Raw genomic sequence first — 14748 nt, 5'->3', positions numbered from 1 at the left:
ACCGACCAAGAGGTTGCTGAGGCCGAAGCATTGCTGAATAACCGGCCGCGGGTGGTACTCGGCGGGTTGACTCCCCGGGAGGTAATCTCTGGTGTTATCCATGATGCAATGACCGCCTGACCCTACCGCCCGAAAAATGGCCTGAAAGTGTCATAAACTCACACAGTTTCAAATTTGCAGCCCTCAGTTTTTGTTACTTAACTCTGTTTTGAGTTGAACTCAGAGCCGAAAATCCCCTGTCAGTGGAAGAAAAGTCTTCCGCCGACAGGGGATTTTTGTGTAGGACCCAACGCGGACGCGGCTAGTGCCGCTCGATCAGCACGATGGTCGACCGGGCCGGCACGCGGAGCTCACCTTCCGGCTCAACGATGCGCTCGCGGGTCGGGCGACCCGTGATCTCTGTGGTGTCAATGATGACTTCCCAGCTGTGTGCGTATTCGGTGCCCGGAATTTGGAACATGATGTCCTCGTGGTGGGCGTTGAAGCACAGCAGGAAGGAGTCATCTTCAATTCTGTGACCTCGGCGATCAGGCTCGGTGATGGCATCGCCGTTGAGCCAGACCATCAACGACTTGCCGAAGTCGAAGTTCCAGTCATCGGTAGTCATGACACGGCCCTCATAGGTCAGCCAGGCAATGTCACGATCGTCGGTTTCCGCACCGAGCGGGCCACCGCGCAGGAAGCGGCGGCGTCGGAAGACTGGGTGCTCCGCACGCAGCTCAGTCAGGAACTGGGTGTATTCGACCAGTTCAGAGTTGGTACGAGTCTGATTCCAGTCGACCCAGGACAAACGGTTGTCCTGGCAGTAGACGTTGTTGTTGCCCTTCTGCCCACGTCCCATTTCGTCACCGTGGCTAATCATCGGAGTGCCCTGGGACAGCAGGAGAGTGGTCAGGAAGTTACGACGCTGGCGGGCGCGCAGCGAAATGATGCGCTCGTCGTCGGTCGGGCCTTCCACACCGCAGTTCCACGAACGGTTGTGGGACTCGCCATCGCGGTTGTCCTCGCCGTTGGCCATATTGTGCTTCTCGTTGTAGCTGACCAAGTCGTTGAGGGTGAAACCGTCATGCGCGGTCACGAAGTTAATCGACGCAGTTGGGCGACGGTCATTGTTTGCATACAGGTCCGAGGAACCGGTGATACGTGAAGCGAACTCGCCGAGCGTGGATGGCTCACCGCGCCAGAAGTCGCGGATAGTGTCGCGGTACTTACCGTTCCATTCAGTCCACTGCGGTGGGAAGTTACCGACCTGGTAGCCACCTTCGCCGACATCCCACGGTTCTGCGATGAGCTTGACCTGGCTGACAATCGGATCCTGCTGCACCAAATCAAAGAAGGCGGAGAGGCGATCCACGTCGTGGAATTCTCGAGCCAGGGTGGATGCCAAATCGAAGCGGAAGCCGTCGACATGCATCTCGGAGACCCAGTAGCGCAGCGAATCCATGATGAGCTGCAGCGAGTGGGGGTGGCGCACATTCAGGGAGTTACCGGTGCCGGTGTAGTCCATGTAGTGCTGGCGGTCACCCTCGACCAAACGGTAGTAAGCCTCGTTGTCGATGCCTCGGAAGCAGATAGTTGGGCCCATGTGGTTGCCCTCGGCGGTGTGGTTGTAGACCACGTCGAGGATGACCTCAATACCGGCATCGTGAAATGCGCGCACCATGCCCTTGAACTCGCTGACTGCGCCGCCTGGCTTTTGGGAAGCCGAGTAGTCCTGGTGTGGTGCCAGGAAACCGAAGGTGTTGTAGCCCCAGTAGTTGCGCAGCCCCTTTTCGCGCAGGTGGTCGTCCTGGAGGAACTGGTGGACCGGCATCAGTTCGATAGCCGTGACACCAAGGTCCTTGAGGTAGTCAATAATCGCCGGATGAGCGAGACCGGCATAGGTACCACGTAGCTCCTCCGGAATATCCGGGTGAGTCATGGTCATGCCCTTGACGTGGGCCTCGTAAATCACGGTCTCGTTGTACGGCGTGCGAGGTGCGCGGTCAGCGCCCCAGTCGAAGAATGGGTTGATGACCACGGAGGTCATGGTGTGTCCCAGGCTGTCGTCGGTGTTGCGCTTTGAGTGGTCATGAATGTCATAGTTGAACAGTGATGGGTGACCGTCGAATTCGCCGTCGAAAGCCTTGGCGTATGGGTCGACCAGCAGCTTGTTGGGGTCACAACGCTTACCGTTGGCCGGATCGAATGGGCCGTGTACGCGGTAGGCGTAGCGCTGACCCGGCATGATGGACGGGATGTAGCAGTGCCAGATATGCGCATCGACTTCTTCGAGCTCAATGCGTGTTTCTTCGCCTTCGGCGCTAATCAGACAAAGCTCCACCTTCTCCGCAACGTCGGAAAAGAGCGCAAAGTTGGTGCCAGCGCCGTCGTAGGTAGATCCGAGCGGGTAGGGCTCACCCGGCCATACTTGATAATCGCCGACTGTATTTGCTTGGTTCATGTGACTACCTTAACTGTTTTGTAAAAAACATGAGCCTTTTTCGGCCCCGTGTGGGCGCGCCATCCGTCCCATCTGTCGAGCGCACTTCGCAAAAACGACCCCCAAGGAAAATTTCGAGTCGAACGATTAAGAGCATAAACTTCGCGCGAAAATAAGTATTTAACCCTGCAAGTGGGCAATTTGACACTCTAAACGCACCTTGGCGGGCGCCGAATCCCCAATATTCGCGGTCACCAACGCGCGAAGATCCCCAAAGGCCTTTACTTTTGGAGTTATGAGTCCACGAACCATTGGTGTAACGGAAGTAGCGTTCCGAGATGCTCATCAGAGCCTCATGGCAACGCGAATGGCTATGGAAGACATGGTCGATGTCTGTGAAGAAATGGACAAGGCCGGTTTTTGGAGTGTGGAGTGCTGGGGCGGCGCAACCTTTGACGCCTGCATCCGCTTCCTTAATGAAGACCCCTGGGAGCGCCTGCGGACATTCCGCAAGCTGATGCCGAACAGCCGCCTGCAGATGCTGCTGCGCGGCCAGAATCTCCTCGGTTACCGCCACTACGAGGACATGGTGGTTGACAAGTTCGTCGAAAAGTCCGCTGAAAACGGTATGGACGTATTCCGTGTTTTCGACGCCCTCAACGACCCACGCAATCTCGAGCACGCCATGCGCGCGGTCAAGAACGTCGACAAGCATGCGCAGGGCACGATTTGCTACACGACGTCCCCGCTTCACGACGTCGACGGGTACGTTAAGCTCGCTGGTCGTCTAATGGATATGGGGGCGGACTCCATTGCGTTGAAGGACATGGCAGCGCTGCTGAAACCCCAGCCGGCTTACGACATCATCCGCGGCATCAAGGAAACCTACGGCGAGGACACCCAGATTAACGTCCACTGTCACTCGACCACCGGTGTCACGATGGTGACTTTGATGAAGGCCATCGAAGCTGGTGCGGATGTCGTGGACACGGCAATTTCGTCGATGTCGCTGGGCCCGGGGCACAACCCGACCGAGTCGCTGGTGGAAATGTTGGAGGGAACCGACTACACCACCGACCTGAACATGGATAACCTGATCACCATTCGCGACCACTTCCGCAAGGTGCGTCCGAAGTACGCAGAGTTCGAGTCGAAAACCCTGGTCAATACTGACATTTTCATGTCGCAGATTCCTGGCGGAATGTTGTCGAACATGGAAAACCAGCTCAAGGCCCAGGGTGCGGGTGACCGCGTCGAAGAGGTCATGCGTGAAGTACCGATTGTCCGAAAGGATGCCGGTTACCCGCCGCTGGTGACTCCGAGCTCGCAGATCGTCGGCACGCAAGCTGTGTTTAACGTGCTGATGGGACGCTACAAGGTTATGACGGCTGAGTTCGCCGACCTCATGCTCGGCTATTACGGGCAGTGCCCGGGTGAGCGCAACCCAGAGCTGATTAAGCAGGCAGCGGAACAGACCAAGAAGGAAGAAATCACGGTTCGTCCGGCTGATCTACTCGAGCCCGAGTGGGACGATCTGGTCAAGCAGGCCAAGGAGCTCGATGGTTACAACGGCACCGCCGAGGATGTCCTGACCAACGCACTGTTCCCGTCCGTCGCACCGGGATTCTTCACCACGCGCGGCGAAGGGCCGAAGAACGTCGGTAAGACTGCCGAACAGCTCAAGCGTGAGGCGGAGCAGGCCTCTGGTGCTGCCAATGCCATTCGCGAGCCAATTCGCTACAAGGTCACCGTTGGCGGTCGCTCGCAGACCGTCCAGGTGGAACCCGCCTAGGAACATCGGGAGAAGAGATAGCAATGTCGCAAAGTTCAGCAAACCAGCCGAATTCGGCGGATGCCGTCGCGCCGGGCGTCGATGCCTCGATGGCGGAGCGCCTGGATTATTTGGATGCTCAGCGTCGTCGTGTTGAGGCCGGTGGCGGTGAAGCCCGCCAGGCCAAGCAGCACGAACGTGGGAAGATGACTGCCCGCGAGCGTATCGACAACTTCGTCGACGAGGGCACTTTCCGTGAAACCGGCATGTTCATGACTCACCGCACCACCGACTTCGGCATGGACACCGCCGACGCGCCTGCCGACGGCGTGGTCACCGGCACTGCCGCGGTTCTCGGCCGGGCAGTGCACGTGGCCTCCCAGGACTTCACGGTCATGGGTGGCTCCGCTGGTGAAACGCAGTCCCGCAAGGTTGCGGCCACCATGCGCGCTGCTGCCGACAACGGCACTCCGTTCGTGTTCATCAACGACTCCGGTGGTGCTCGCATTCAAGAGGGGATTGACTCTCTGTCGGGCTACGGCCAGGTCTTCTACAACAATGTCTGGCTTTCCGGTCTGGTGCCGCAGATTTCCATCATTGCAGGTCCATGTGCTGGTGGCGCTGCCTACTCGCCAGCGCTGACCGACTTCATCATTCAGACTCGCAAGGCACAGATGTTCATTACCGGTCCGGGCGTTATTAAGTCTGTGACCGGCGAGGAAGTCACCTCCGAGCAGCTCGGTGGCGCTGATGCGCACATGGCCAAGGCCGGCAATATTGACTTCGTTGCCGACGATGACGAGCAGGCCATCCTGATTGCGCAGAAGCTCTTAAGCTTCCTGCCACAGAACAACACGGAAGAGCCGCCAATCGTGGATCCGGTATTCGACGCCGAGCCGGATCCAGAGCTCCGTGACATCGTCCCCGTCGATGGCAAGAAGGGCTACGACGTTCGCGAGGTCATCATCCGTATCGCCGACAATGGCGATTTCCTCGAGTGCCAGGCGGGTTTTGCCACCAACCTAGTCGTTGGTTTTGGGCGAGTTTTGGGCCGTACCGTGGGCTTTGTCGCCAACCAGCCGAACGTGATGTCCGGCGTGCTGGACATCAATTCCTCGGACAAGGGCGCAAAGTTCATCCGCTTCTGCAATGCCTTTAATATCCCGCTGGTCACCCTGGTTGACGTTCCTGGCTTCATGCCGGGCGTCACCCAGGAACACGGCGGCATCATCCGCCACGGCGCAAAGATGCTCTACGCATACTCCGCAGCGTCTGTGCCCAAGGTGACCGTCGTCATGCGTAAGGCTTACGGCGGTGCGTACCTGGCGATGTGCTCGAAGGATCTCGGCGCGGACTACGTATTCGCATGGCCGACCGCGGAAATTGCGGTGATGGGCGCAGAGGGCGCGGTCAACGTGGTCTTCCGAAAGGAAATTGCCGCCGCGGGCGACGAGGAAGAGCAGGCGCGCGTGCGCGACGAGCGTATCGCCGAATACAAGACACGCTTCTCGACGCCGTATGTCGCCGCCTCGCGCGGACTGGTCGACGACGTGATTGACCCGGCGGAAACCCGCCTGCGTGTGGCTGACGCACTGTCGGTTCTGCGTAACAAGCGGGAGGTTCGCCCGGCCAAGAAGCACGGATTGGGGCCACAGTAATGTCTGACGGCATCGGTGAGATTAAGGAGCTGCGAGCGCTCGTCGCTGAACTGACCGACCGGTTGGATGCGACCTCGACAAGCTTGCAGAAGGCCACGGCACGACTGAATCAGGCAGAGAGCGAGTTGGCTGAACTGCGCAAACGCGTGGACGCAGATATCCCCGAGGATACTGTCATCGCCATTTCGGCAGCAGTGTCTGCGTACCTGGGCAATCGCGGCAAGGTGAAGGCAATTCGATACAACCGCCATAAGACGTGGGCTGCGCAGGGACGCCAGATCCAGCAGCAGCGCAACCTGCGTTAGTTGGAAATTTTCGATACCCGACTTAATTGAGTCTGACTCATTGACTTTTGCTACGTGAGGATTGTTGAGCCATGAAATTGAAAGTGACTGTCGGCGGCATTGCCTACGATGTCGACGTTGAAGTAGTTGAGGAGCCCAAGCGTCTTTCGCCCATCGTGTTGGGTGGATCGTCGAGCGCTTCCGTTGAGCCGGCCACCGCTAGTGTCTCGGGTGTCTCCGCCAATTCGGTGGTGGCGCCACTGGCAGGTTCGGTCAGCAAGATTTTGGTCGAGGAAGGCCAGAAGATTGAGGCTGGGGAGGTGCTGCTCATTCTCGAGGCAATGAAGATGGAAACCGAGATTACGGCCCCGGCTGCAGGCACCGTCGGCTCTATTCATGTTGAAGTCGGCGACGCAGTGCAGGGCGGCCAGGGACTCGTCTCGATTGATTAGCCGCATTAGCCGGGGTGTAAAGATTTTGGGGTGAAGTCTTTCTAGCCCCGGTTGCTGGAAATACTTAAGGTTGCCTTAATATTTTCCTTATGAATGCCGTTCTTCTCGCCGTTTTGGTGATGCTAATCCTGGCGGTCTGCCGGGTACACGTTGTGCTAGCGCTGTTTATTGGCGCCTTAGTCGGTGGTCTTTCCGCCGGTATGGGGCTCGATGCCACAATGGTTGCCTTCCAGGAAGGCCTCTCTGGTGGTGCGAAGATTGCCCTGAGCTATGCCATGCTGGGCGCCTTTGCCATGGCAGTGGCATCCTCCGGGCTGCCCAAACTGCTGGCCGATTGGCTGATTGCCAAGATCGGTACGGAGGATGAAGGCGCTAAATCTAAGGCAGAGGCATGGACCAAGTGGGGTATGGTCGCCGGCATTTTGGCCATGGCGATCATGTCGCAGAACCTCATCCCAGTTCACATTGCGTTTATCCCGCTGATTATTCCGCCGCTGTTGCCGGTATTTAACCGCCTCAACATCGACCGTCGAATGATTACCAGTGTGATGACCTTCGGTTTGGTCACCACCTACATGTGGGTTCCGGTCGGATTCGGTTCTATCTTCCTGAACGACATCCTGCTGGGGAACATCGAGAATGCTGGCCTTGATGTTTCCAATATCAACATCATGACGACGATGGGCATCCCGGCTCTCGGCATGCTGGCCGGTCTGGCCATCGCCGTATTTTTCTCCTACCGGAAGCCACGGCATTACGAAGATCGGCCGATTGCCGAGTCCTCACATACGGAATCCCAGTCTGACGAACCGGTGTCGAAGTACCGAGTTATCGTTGCTCTCGTTGCAATCGTGGTGACCTTCGTCGTCCAGATTGTGATGAATTCTATGGGGACCGATGCCGATCCATTGCTGATTGGTGCACTCACTGGTCTGGCAATCTTCATGCTCACCGGTGCCGTGCGCTGGCGTGAGGCGGACGACGTGTTCACCGCCGGTATGAAGATGATGGCCCTGATTGGTTTCATCATGATTTCCGCACAGGGCTTCGCCTCGGTGATGTCGGAGTCCGGCCAGGTCGAGCCGCTGGTGACCGCTACTGCAGAGCTGTTTGCGGGCAACAAGCCTGCCGCTGCATTCGCCATGCTGGTCGTTGGTCTGGTGGTCACGATGGGTATTGGTTCGTCCTTCTCGACGTTGCCGATTATCGCCATCATCTATGTGCCGTTGTGTCTGTCGCTGGGCTTCTCGCCGATGGCTACCGTCGCCATCATTGGTACTGCAGGTGCTCTAGGTGATGCTGGTTCGCCGGCATCGGACTCGACGCTCGGCCCGACGATGGGTCTCAATGCCGACGGGCAGCACGACCACATTCGCGATTCGGTTATTCCGACCTTCCTGCACTTCAACCTGCCGCTGCTGGCAGCTGGTTGGGTAGCAGCTCTGGTGCTCTAGCGCCGGGGCTTGACCGTGAGCGTGATTGTTTCAGCGGGGCTTACTGACCTGCAATCCCCTTAGTCTCCGCAACCCCCGCAATTCCGGCGATAAAGAGCTCGGTTCCCAGTGCAATGCGCTGGCGGCCGAGCTCTTTTGTCTGTGTAGCCGTATCTTCAGAGGAAGTCTCGACCTCAGCGTCCTTATCGGCGGTGTTCTCGCCACTGGCATCACCATTGTCGGAAACGCCCTTGGCGCCGTTCAGGTCAAGCGCGATGGCTGTCTGCTGGTCGACTGTCGCACCGAGAATGAAGTACACGAGGACAGACGCGGTATCAGCCGCTGATGGGGTGCTGATGGAGGTTTCGGGTGCATTCTCCAGGACGTCGGCAAGCAGTTGTTCGGGGCGAATCGTGGCGGTGCCCGTAGCGAGCGCGGCCGAGACGACCTCGGCGCCATCCCGATGAGCGGTGAGGCAGGAGTAGAGCAGCTCGGCGACGGCTTCGATGTCGGCACGCCAATCGCCTGTGGCGGAAAACTCTGTGCAGGGAGCCAAGATGCGGTCAGCGACGGCGCCCAGCAGTGCCTGCTTGGAAGGGTAGTGCCAGTACATTGCGCCAGCGGCGGTACCCAAGTGGCGAGTCAGGCGGCGGATCGTGAGATCGCCGAGTCCGTACTCGTTGAGAATGGTGAGAGCTGCGTCGACAATGATGTCCTTGGTCAATTGCACACTGCCTACCGTAGACGAAAGAAGAATCATCTGGAAGATGTCTCAAGGCTGAAATGGGGAGCGTAAATCCGCGACACGACGGGAATTGAACCCTGTTCGACATTCTGTAGCTGCGGTATTAAGTTTGATAACTGAACAACTTCTGAAACGGTGTTCAAGTTTTATCCCCAGCCTCAAGGAGCATCACCCCCATGACTCAACAGCAGCAGGACATTTTGGAACTCGCCCGAGAAAAGGTGCTCGGCCGCGGTGAGGGGCTGAACTATGAGGAGACCCTGGCAGTTCTGAACCTCGATGACGACAGCATCGAGGATCTGCTGGCACTGGCGCATGAGGTGCGCTTGAAGTGGTGCGGCGAAGAGGTCGAGGTTGAAGGCATTATCTCGCTGAAGACTGGCGGCTGCCCAGAGGACTGCCACTTCTGTTCGCAGTCGGGTCTGTTCGAGTCCCCGGTGCGTTCGGCATGGCTGGATATCCCGGCACTGGTGGACGCCGCAAAGCAGACTGCAAAGTCGGGTGCGACTGAGTTCTGCATCGTTGCTGCAGTAAAGGGGCCGGACGAGCGACTGCTCAGCCAGATGGAACAGGCCGTCGCCGCCATTCAGGCAGAGGTTGACATTAATGTGGCCGCCTCTATGGGCATTCTGACGCAGGAGCAGGTGGATCGCCTGGCCAAGGCTGGTATTCACCGCTACAACCACAACCTCGAGACCGCCAAGAGCTACTTCCCGCAGGTCGTGACCACCCACACTTGGGAAGAGCGCCATGACACCCTGCGCATGGTCGGCGAAGCCGGTATGGAGGTCTGCTGTGGCGGCATCCTGGGTATGGGAGAGACGCTTGAGCAGCGTGCCGAGTTCGCTCAGGACCTGGCGGAGCTCAACCCGACCGAGGTGCCGATGAACTTCCTCGACCCGCGTCCGGGCACTCCGTTCGCCGGTCGCGAGCCGATGCCAGCCAAGGACGCACTGCGCGCCATCGGTGCCTTCCGTCTGGCCCTGCCGAAGACTATCCTGCGTTTTGCTGGCGGTCGTGAACTCACCCTGGGCGACCTGGGCGCAGAAAAGGGGCTGCTCGGCGGTATCAACGCTGTCATTGTCGGTAATTACCTGACCACTCTGGGCCGTCCGGCGGAGCAGGATCTGGACATGCTTGGCAAGGTACGACTTCCAATTAAGGCCCTCAATGCAACTGTCTAAGCCTCGGACATCTAGCCCGCGCGCGACGCGGGGTAAGAAAGTCGACTCCACGGAGCTGCTCCAGGCCATGGTGCTGGGAGACGATCCCAAGTTCGATCCTTTTACCGGCGCCGACCTCGAAGCTGGTGAAGTGCGCGAACGCTCCTATGGTGCAAAAGCTGGACTGGAGGCGCCTCGGTTCTGCCAGCTCTGTGGGCGCCGGATGGTGGTGCAGGTGCGTCCGGACGGCTGGACTGCAAAATGCTCGCGCCACGGCGAAGTGGACTCCGTTATGTTGGAGCAGCGATAAAAGGCGCTGGTTGTGCTAGTGCGCCATTCGGGCACGCTAGTACTGGATGTGCGCCGTGAGGTAAATTAGGCAACTATGACTATGAAAAATACCCGAGTCCCGCACGTTGAAAAGCAAAGCGTGGCAATGGCCTCGGGTATTGTTCTCTTTTCCGTTGTAACGGGAACGATAGCCGGAGTGGCCTGGGCATTCCTACGCCCCAAGCAGCAGGTGCAAATGCTCCCAGATAACCAACTGGCGATTATTCAGGAAACCGTTGACGCTGGTTTTATCGGGCTGCTCTGGTTTGTTGCTGTCACTGCCATCAGCGGCCTGGTGCTGGGAATTACTACCTTCCGAAACCGTGCCATCACGACTCTTGTGCAGATGCTCACGGCAATTGGATGGGCAGGTTTCTCCGCGTTGATGAGCGCAGCAGTGACGTACCTCGTCGGTCAGTCGGTTGCGGCATTGCTCCAGCCGGATCTGGCGGGAATGCAGCCGGGCGATAAGTTCTCGGTGATTCCAGACTTCAAAACCTATGTAGCACTGCTGGTCGCGCCACTGGTTGCCATGCTCGCACTGTGGTCCCGGGTGTTGTTCCAAACGGACTTCACGGAAGGCAACGAGAGCGCTGCGGACAATGCTACGGACGCAGATTCGGTCACTAAGTGAGACGGTGAGGTTCGGCGCGGGGGCCGTCGTAAAGCACTAATTCCTACTGAACAGGGGTAGTTATTGGGAAATAGGCTTATACAAGCCTTACAATTTTGGGAAATAGGTTCGTCCTCGATGTCAGTATTCGCCCCGATTTAGGGGCTTTTTCGATATTGTGTGGCGAGCTTAGGTCTCTTGCACTTGCCCGTTTGAGTCCGCTGCGAATGCCTCCGGGGGCCGTTGCCGGTAACGGTGACGGCGTTTTCTCCGGTCGTAGCCACAGCCCATTGAAGTAAGGACGTAGTTTTCCGTGAATACCAGCCTTGCGGCCAATGCTTCCAGCCTGCCGCGCCTTGAATCGGATCTGTACGAATCGGTAGTCGATAAAGATGGCCGCTACGGTGGCGTAATTGCAGATGAGCGCTGGGCCCAGGAGATTAAGCGCCTCGCCCGCGAACGCAATGCCGTAATTCTTGCGCACAACTACCAGCTGCCGGAGATTCAGGATATTGCCGATTACACAGGCGACTCCCTCGGACTTTCCCGCATCGCTGCGGAAACCGATGCCGACGTCATCGTCTTCTGTGGTGTCCACTTCATGGCGGAAACCGCCAAAATTCTGAGCCCAGAGAAGACCGTCCTTATTCCGGACGAGCGCGCCGGCTGCTCCCTGGCGGACTCCATCACCGCAGATGAACTGGCCGAGTGGAAGGCAGAGAATCCCGGCGCACTGGTGGTCAGCTACGTCAACACCACGGCAGACGTAAAGGCTCTGACCGACATCTGCTGTACTTCCTCCAACGCCGTCGACGTGGTCAAGTCCATCCCGGAAGACCAGGAGATTCTGTTCAACCCGGATCAGTTCCTCGGCGCACACGTCCGCCGTGAGACCGGCCGCGACAACATCAAGGTATGGGCTGGTGAGTGCCACGTCCACGCCAACATCAACGGTGAGGAACTCGCGCACCGCGCGGAGGAGAACGCCGATTCGCAGCTGTTCATTCACCCGGAGTGCGGTTGCGCGAACTCTGCGATTTACCTCGCAGGTGAAGGCACCATCGAGCCCGAGCGTGTGCAGATGCTCTCCACCGGCGAGATGCTGACCGAGGCGCAGAAGCTGAAGGAGAACAAGCCCAACGGCAAGGTGCTCGTGGCCACTGAGGTGGGCATGCTCCACCAGCTGCGCAAGGCCGCGCCGGATGTCGACTTTGAGCCGGTCAACGACCGCGCTTCCTGCTCGTACATGAAGCTCATCACTCCGGCGGCTCTGCTGCGATGCCTCGTCGAAGGCACCGACGAAGTCGATGTCGAGCCGGATGTCGCCGACAAGGCGCGCGCTTCGGTCGAGCGCATGATCGCCATCGGTAATCCAGGCGGAGGCGAGTAACACGTTTGGTCCGCGCCCATCATTTGACAGTTGGACACTGACGTGTGACTTCCTCGTCATCGGCGGGGGAGTCGCAGGGCTCAGTGCTGCGCGTCGGGCCCTTGAGCTCGGCCTCGACGTGTTGGTTATCGACAGCGTCGAGTGGCGTGTCGGTGCCCGCAAACAGCTGCGTTTCGCCGATGCTGCCACGAATCTCGCTCAGGGCGGGCTCGCGGTCGTCGGGCTTGACGACGACCCCAGCGGCCATGTGGCCAATGGGTTCGACGACACCACTGATTCCCATATCGCGGATACTCTCGATGCCGGTGCCGGGCACTGCGATGAAGAGGCCGTGGCTTCCATCATCCGCGCCGGCGCTGCGGCGACCGAGTGGCTGATTGGGCTAGGCGCTACATTCGACCCGGCACCGGATAACCCGGCCGTTTATTCCCGCACTAAAGAGGGCGGACACCACGCGCGGCGCATCATTCATGCCGGCGGTGACGCCACTGGTGCTGAAATCGAGCGCGCCCTAGAAGCCGCAGTTACCGGCGTGCGAGTACTGCAAAACGCCACAGCGCGCCAGCTCATCGTTGGCAAAGACGGCCGCGTGCTGGGGGCGCTGGTAGCGGATCCCCGTGGTGGCGGCGCTATTCGCGCTAGCGCAACTCTGCTGGCTACCGGCGGCGTGGGCCATATTTACCGCGCGACCACGGCCCCCTCGGGTGCCCGCGGTGAGGCTATCGGCATGGCCTCCGATGCTGGCGCAGAGATTCGGGACATGGAGTTTATCCAGTTCCACCCGACGGTGCTCTATGACGAGCGCTCGGCATCAGATGGCACCGGCCGACGCCATCTCATCAGCGAGGCGGTCCGTGGTGAAGGAGCCATTCTCGTCGACTCCCGGGGCAACAGTGTGACCGCCGGCGTTGACCCTCGCGGGGACCTGGCTCCGCGCGATATCGTCTCGCGCGCCATCGCGACCCGCATGCGCGAGCTCGGCGAGGACCACGTCTTCCTCGACGCACGTCACATCGACAACTTCGCCGCCCGCTTTCCGACGATCACAGCGGGCCTGACCGCAGCGGAGATTGATCCGACCAAGGACCTCATACCCGTGGCTCCGGCAGTCCACTACACCTGTGGTGGCATTGCCGTCGACCCATTCGGTGCAACTAGCGTGCTGGGTCTCTTTGCGGCCGGCGAATGCTCCGCAACAGGGCTCCACGGTGCCAACAGGTTGGCCTCCAATTCGTTGCTGGAGGGACTGGTCGTCGGCAAGCGGGTGGCCGAAAAAGTCGCTGAAACACACGCTGTGCCGGTCGGGGACGAGGAATTCGCAGCGGCCGTTGAAAGCCTGCCGCAGCCACGGCCAGAACTGGAGCCGCGCCAGCTTTTCCGGTTGCAGACGGCGATGCAGGAAGGCGCTGGTGTAACGCGCAATGAGCAGAGTTTGCGGCAGACGTTGGCGGTTATCGATCGGCTCCCGCAATCGGTTCAGGTCGTAGCCGCAAGGAAAGTCGTCGAAGCGGCATTGGCACGACCATATACTTTGGGGTGCCACACTTGGTTTGAAAAGGACGGGGATTAGCTAACCATGACTCTTGAGAAGGACACTCTGCGCGGGGTGCTGAACGAAAACATCACCCGTGGCCTCATTCGGACGGCACTACAGGAAGACATGAGCTTCGGGCCGGATGTGACCTCGCTGTCGACAGTCTCAGCATCTGCGCAGGCACGCGCCCGCCTGGTGGCCCGGCAAGAGGGCGTTATAGCGGCTATTGATGCGGTGGAGTGGACGCTGCAGGAGGTCATCTCGGGTGAGTTCACCGTCGAAAAGCACGTTGAAGATGGCACCCTGGTGCGTCCTGGCACAGTGCTGGCAACGATTTCTGCGCCGACTCGGGGGTTGCTGACTGCTGAGCGGACAATGCTGAATATCCTCACGCACGCCAGTGGTGTAGCTACTGCGACGCGTGAGTGGGCTGACGCGATTGTTGGTACCGGTGCCCGGGTGCGCGATTCCCGAAAGACGCTGCCGGGTCTGCGTAACTTGGAGAAGTATGCGGTGACCTGCGGTGGCGGTATTAACCACCGCTACGCTTTGGGTGATGAGGCGCTGATTAAGGACAACCACGTAGTGGCTGTCGGTTCCGTGTCCGGTGCGTTGAAGAGAGTGCGGGCTCAGTATCCGGAGCTGCCGTGTGAGGTGGAAGTCGATACCCTCGCACAGCTCGATGAAATCCTGCCGATGAAGCCGGATATTGTCATGCTGGACAACTTCGAGGTCTGGGAGACCCAGATCGCGGTGCAGCGCCGCTCGCAGATTTCTCCGGCCACCCAGCTGGAGTCCTCTGGTGGGCTGACCATCGACGTGGCGCGTGAGTACGCGTCCTGTGGTGTCGATTACCTGGCTGTGGGCGCGCTAACCCACTCGGCCAAGGTGTTCGATGTCGGACTCGACTTCGACGAGCAGTAGCTGAATCAGCCCCCGGTATCGCTTCGCAG

Annotated in this window: 13 protein-coding genes; 11 read left to right on the top strand and 2 right to left on the bottom strand. The window is 59.2% G+C overall.

The features are described from left to right. Nucleotides 1–301: 301 nt before the first annotated feature. Nucleotides 302–2443: a glycogen debranching protein GlgX gene (glgX, locus tag NQ014_RS08460; protein ID WP_257074754.1), complete on the bottom strand. Its 2142-nt coding sequence runs from the start codon at nucleotides 2441–2443 to the stop codon at nucleotides 302–304. A 274-nt stretch (nucleotides 2444–2717) separates the two neighbouring features. On the opposite strand from glgX, the gene NQ014_RS08455 reads away from it, so the two are divergent. From NQ014_RS08455 to NQ014_RS08435, 5 genes are all read left to right on the top strand, one after another. Continuing rightward, nucleotides 2718–4214 carry a methylmalonyl-CoA carboxytransferase subunit 5S gene (locus NQ014_RS08455; RefSeq protein WP_257074753.1) on the top strand — a complete coding sequence of 499 codons (1497 nt, stop codon included), beginning with the start codon at nucleotides 2718–2720 and terminating at the stop codon, nucleotides 4212–4214. A 23-nt stretch (nucleotides 4215–4237) separates the two neighbouring features. Next, nucleotides 4238–5851: an acyl-CoA carboxylase subunit beta gene (locus NQ014_RS08450; protein ID WP_049193986.1), complete on the top strand. Its 1614-nt coding sequence runs from the start codon at nucleotides 4238–4240 to the stop codon at nucleotides 5849–5851. Continuing rightward, entirely contained in the window at nucleotides 5851–6156 is a 306-nt protein-coding gene (locus tag NQ014_RS08445; RefSeq protein WP_016422965.1) for a hypothetical protein, read from the top strand. The genes NQ014_RS08450 and NQ014_RS08445 overlap by 1 nt, the downstream gene beginning before the upstream one ends. 71 nt (nucleotides 6157–6227) lie before the next feature. Continuing rightward, a complete protein-coding gene (locus NQ014_RS08440) occupies nucleotides 6228–6587 on the top strand; it encodes a biotin/lipoyl-containing protein (protein ID WP_016422964.1) in 360 nt (119 codons plus the stop codon). 89 nt (nucleotides 6588–6676) lie between these two features. Next, complete coding sequence (locus NQ014_RS08435; RefSeq protein WP_257074752.1) at nucleotides 6677–8041, top strand: Na+/H+ antiporter family protein; 1365 nt, start codon at nucleotides 6677–6679, stop codon at nucleotides 8039–8041. Between the two features lie 40 nt (nucleotides 8042–8081). Here the strand turns inward: NQ014_RS08435 and NQ014_RS08430 are convergent, their stop codons facing one another. Next, complete coding sequence (locus NQ014_RS08430) at nucleotides 8082–8750, bottom strand: TetR family transcriptional regulator (RefSeq protein WP_257074751.1); 669 nt, start codon at nucleotides 8748–8750, stop codon at nucleotides 8082–8084. Nucleotides 8751–8941: 191 nt separating this feature from the next. Here NQ014_RS08430 and bioB point away from each other — a divergent pair, with 191 nt between their 5' ends. The 6 genes from bioB to nadC all read left to right on the top strand — a co-directional run bounded on the left by bioB (nucleotide 8942) and on the right by nadC (nucleotide 14719). Then, nucleotides 8942–9949 carry a biotin synthase BioB gene (gene bioB, locus NQ014_RS08425; protein ID WP_016422961.1) on the top strand — a complete coding sequence of 336 codons (1008 nt, stop codon included), beginning with the start codon at nucleotides 8942–8944 and terminating at the stop codon, nucleotides 9947–9949. Beyond that, nucleotides 9936–10238: a hypothetical protein gene (locus NQ014_RS08420; protein ID WP_048734678.1), complete on the top strand. Its 303-nt coding sequence runs from the start codon at nucleotides 9936–9938 to the stop codon at nucleotides 10236–10238. Before bioB ends, NQ014_RS08420 begins: the two co-directional genes overlap by 14 nt. 75 nt (nucleotides 10239–10313) lie before the next feature. Further along, nucleotides 10314–10892, top strand: coding sequence for a hypothetical protein (locus NQ014_RS08415; protein WP_257074749.1), 579 nt, complete (start codon nucleotides 10314–10316; stop codon nucleotides 10890–10892). A gap of 292 nt (nucleotides 10893–11184) precedes the next feature. Further along, nucleotides 11185–12261 (top strand): quinolinate synthase NadA, encoded by a 1077-nt coding sequence (nadA, locus tag NQ014_RS08410; RefSeq protein ID WP_016422958.1) that lies wholly within the window; start codon nucleotides 11185–11187, stop codon nucleotides 12259–12261. Next, a complete protein-coding gene (nadB, locus tag NQ014_RS08405) occupies nucleotides 12242–13831 on the top strand; it encodes an L-aspartate oxidase (protein WP_257074767.1) in 1590 nt (529 codons plus the stop codon). The genes nadA and nadB overlap by 20 nt, the downstream gene beginning before the upstream one ends. A gap of 6 nt (nucleotides 13832–13837) precedes the next feature. Then, nucleotides 13838–14719: a carboxylating nicotinate-nucleotide diphosphorylase gene (gene nadC / locus NQ014_RS08400; RefSeq protein ID WP_257074748.1), complete on the top strand. Its 882-nt coding sequence runs from the start codon at nucleotides 13838–13840 to the stop codon at nucleotides 14717–14719. The last annotated feature ends 29 nt before the right edge of the window (nucleotides 14720–14748 follow it).

It is taken from the genome of Corynebacterium sp. 5QC2CO (assembly GCF_024580435.1).
Classification (GTDB): domain Bacteria; phylum Actinomycetota; class Actinomycetes; order Mycobacteriales; family Mycobacteriaceae; genus Corynebacterium; species Corynebacterium jeikeium_D.
This window is presented reverse-complemented; position numbering and strand designations above follow the sequence as displayed.

Coding starts and splice junctions, on each gene's coding strand:
- glgX (WP_257074754.1), bottom strand. CDS start 2,443: ATGAACCAAGCAAATACAGTCGGCGATTATCAAGTATGGCCGGGTGAG.
- NQ014_RS08455 (WP_257074753.1), top strand. CDS start 2,718: ATGAGTCCACGAACCATTGGTGTAACGGAAGTAGCGTTCCGAGATGCT.
- NQ014_RS08450 (WP_049193986.1), top strand. CDS start 4,238: ATGTCGCAAAGTTCAGCAAACCAGCCGAATTCGGCGGATGCCGTCGCG.
- NQ014_RS08445 (WP_016422965.1), top strand. CDS start 5,851: ATGTCTGACGGCATCGGTGAGATTAAGGAGCTGCGAGCGCTCGTCGCT.
- NQ014_RS08440 (WP_016422964.1), top strand. CDS start 6,228: ATGAAATTGAAAGTGACTGTCGGCGGCATTGCCTACGATGTCGACGTT.
- NQ014_RS08435 (WP_257074752.1), top strand. CDS start 6,677: ATGAATGCCGTTCTTCTCGCCGTTTTGGTGATGCTAATCCTGGCGGTC.
- bioB (WP_016422961.1), top strand. CDS start 8,942: ATGACTCAACAGCAGCAGGACATTTTGGAACTCGCCCGAGAAAAGGTG.
- NQ014_RS08420 (WP_048734678.1), top strand. CDS start 9,936: ATGCAACTGTCTAAGCCTCGGACATCTAGCCCGCGCGCGACGCGGGGT.
- NQ014_RS08415 (WP_257074749.1), top strand. CDS start 10,314: ATGACTATGAAAAATACCCGAGTCCCGCACGTTGAAAAGCAAAGCGTG.
- nadC (WP_257074748.1), top strand. CDS start 13,838: ATGACTCTTGAGAAGGACACTCTGCGCGGGGTGCTGAACGAAAACATC.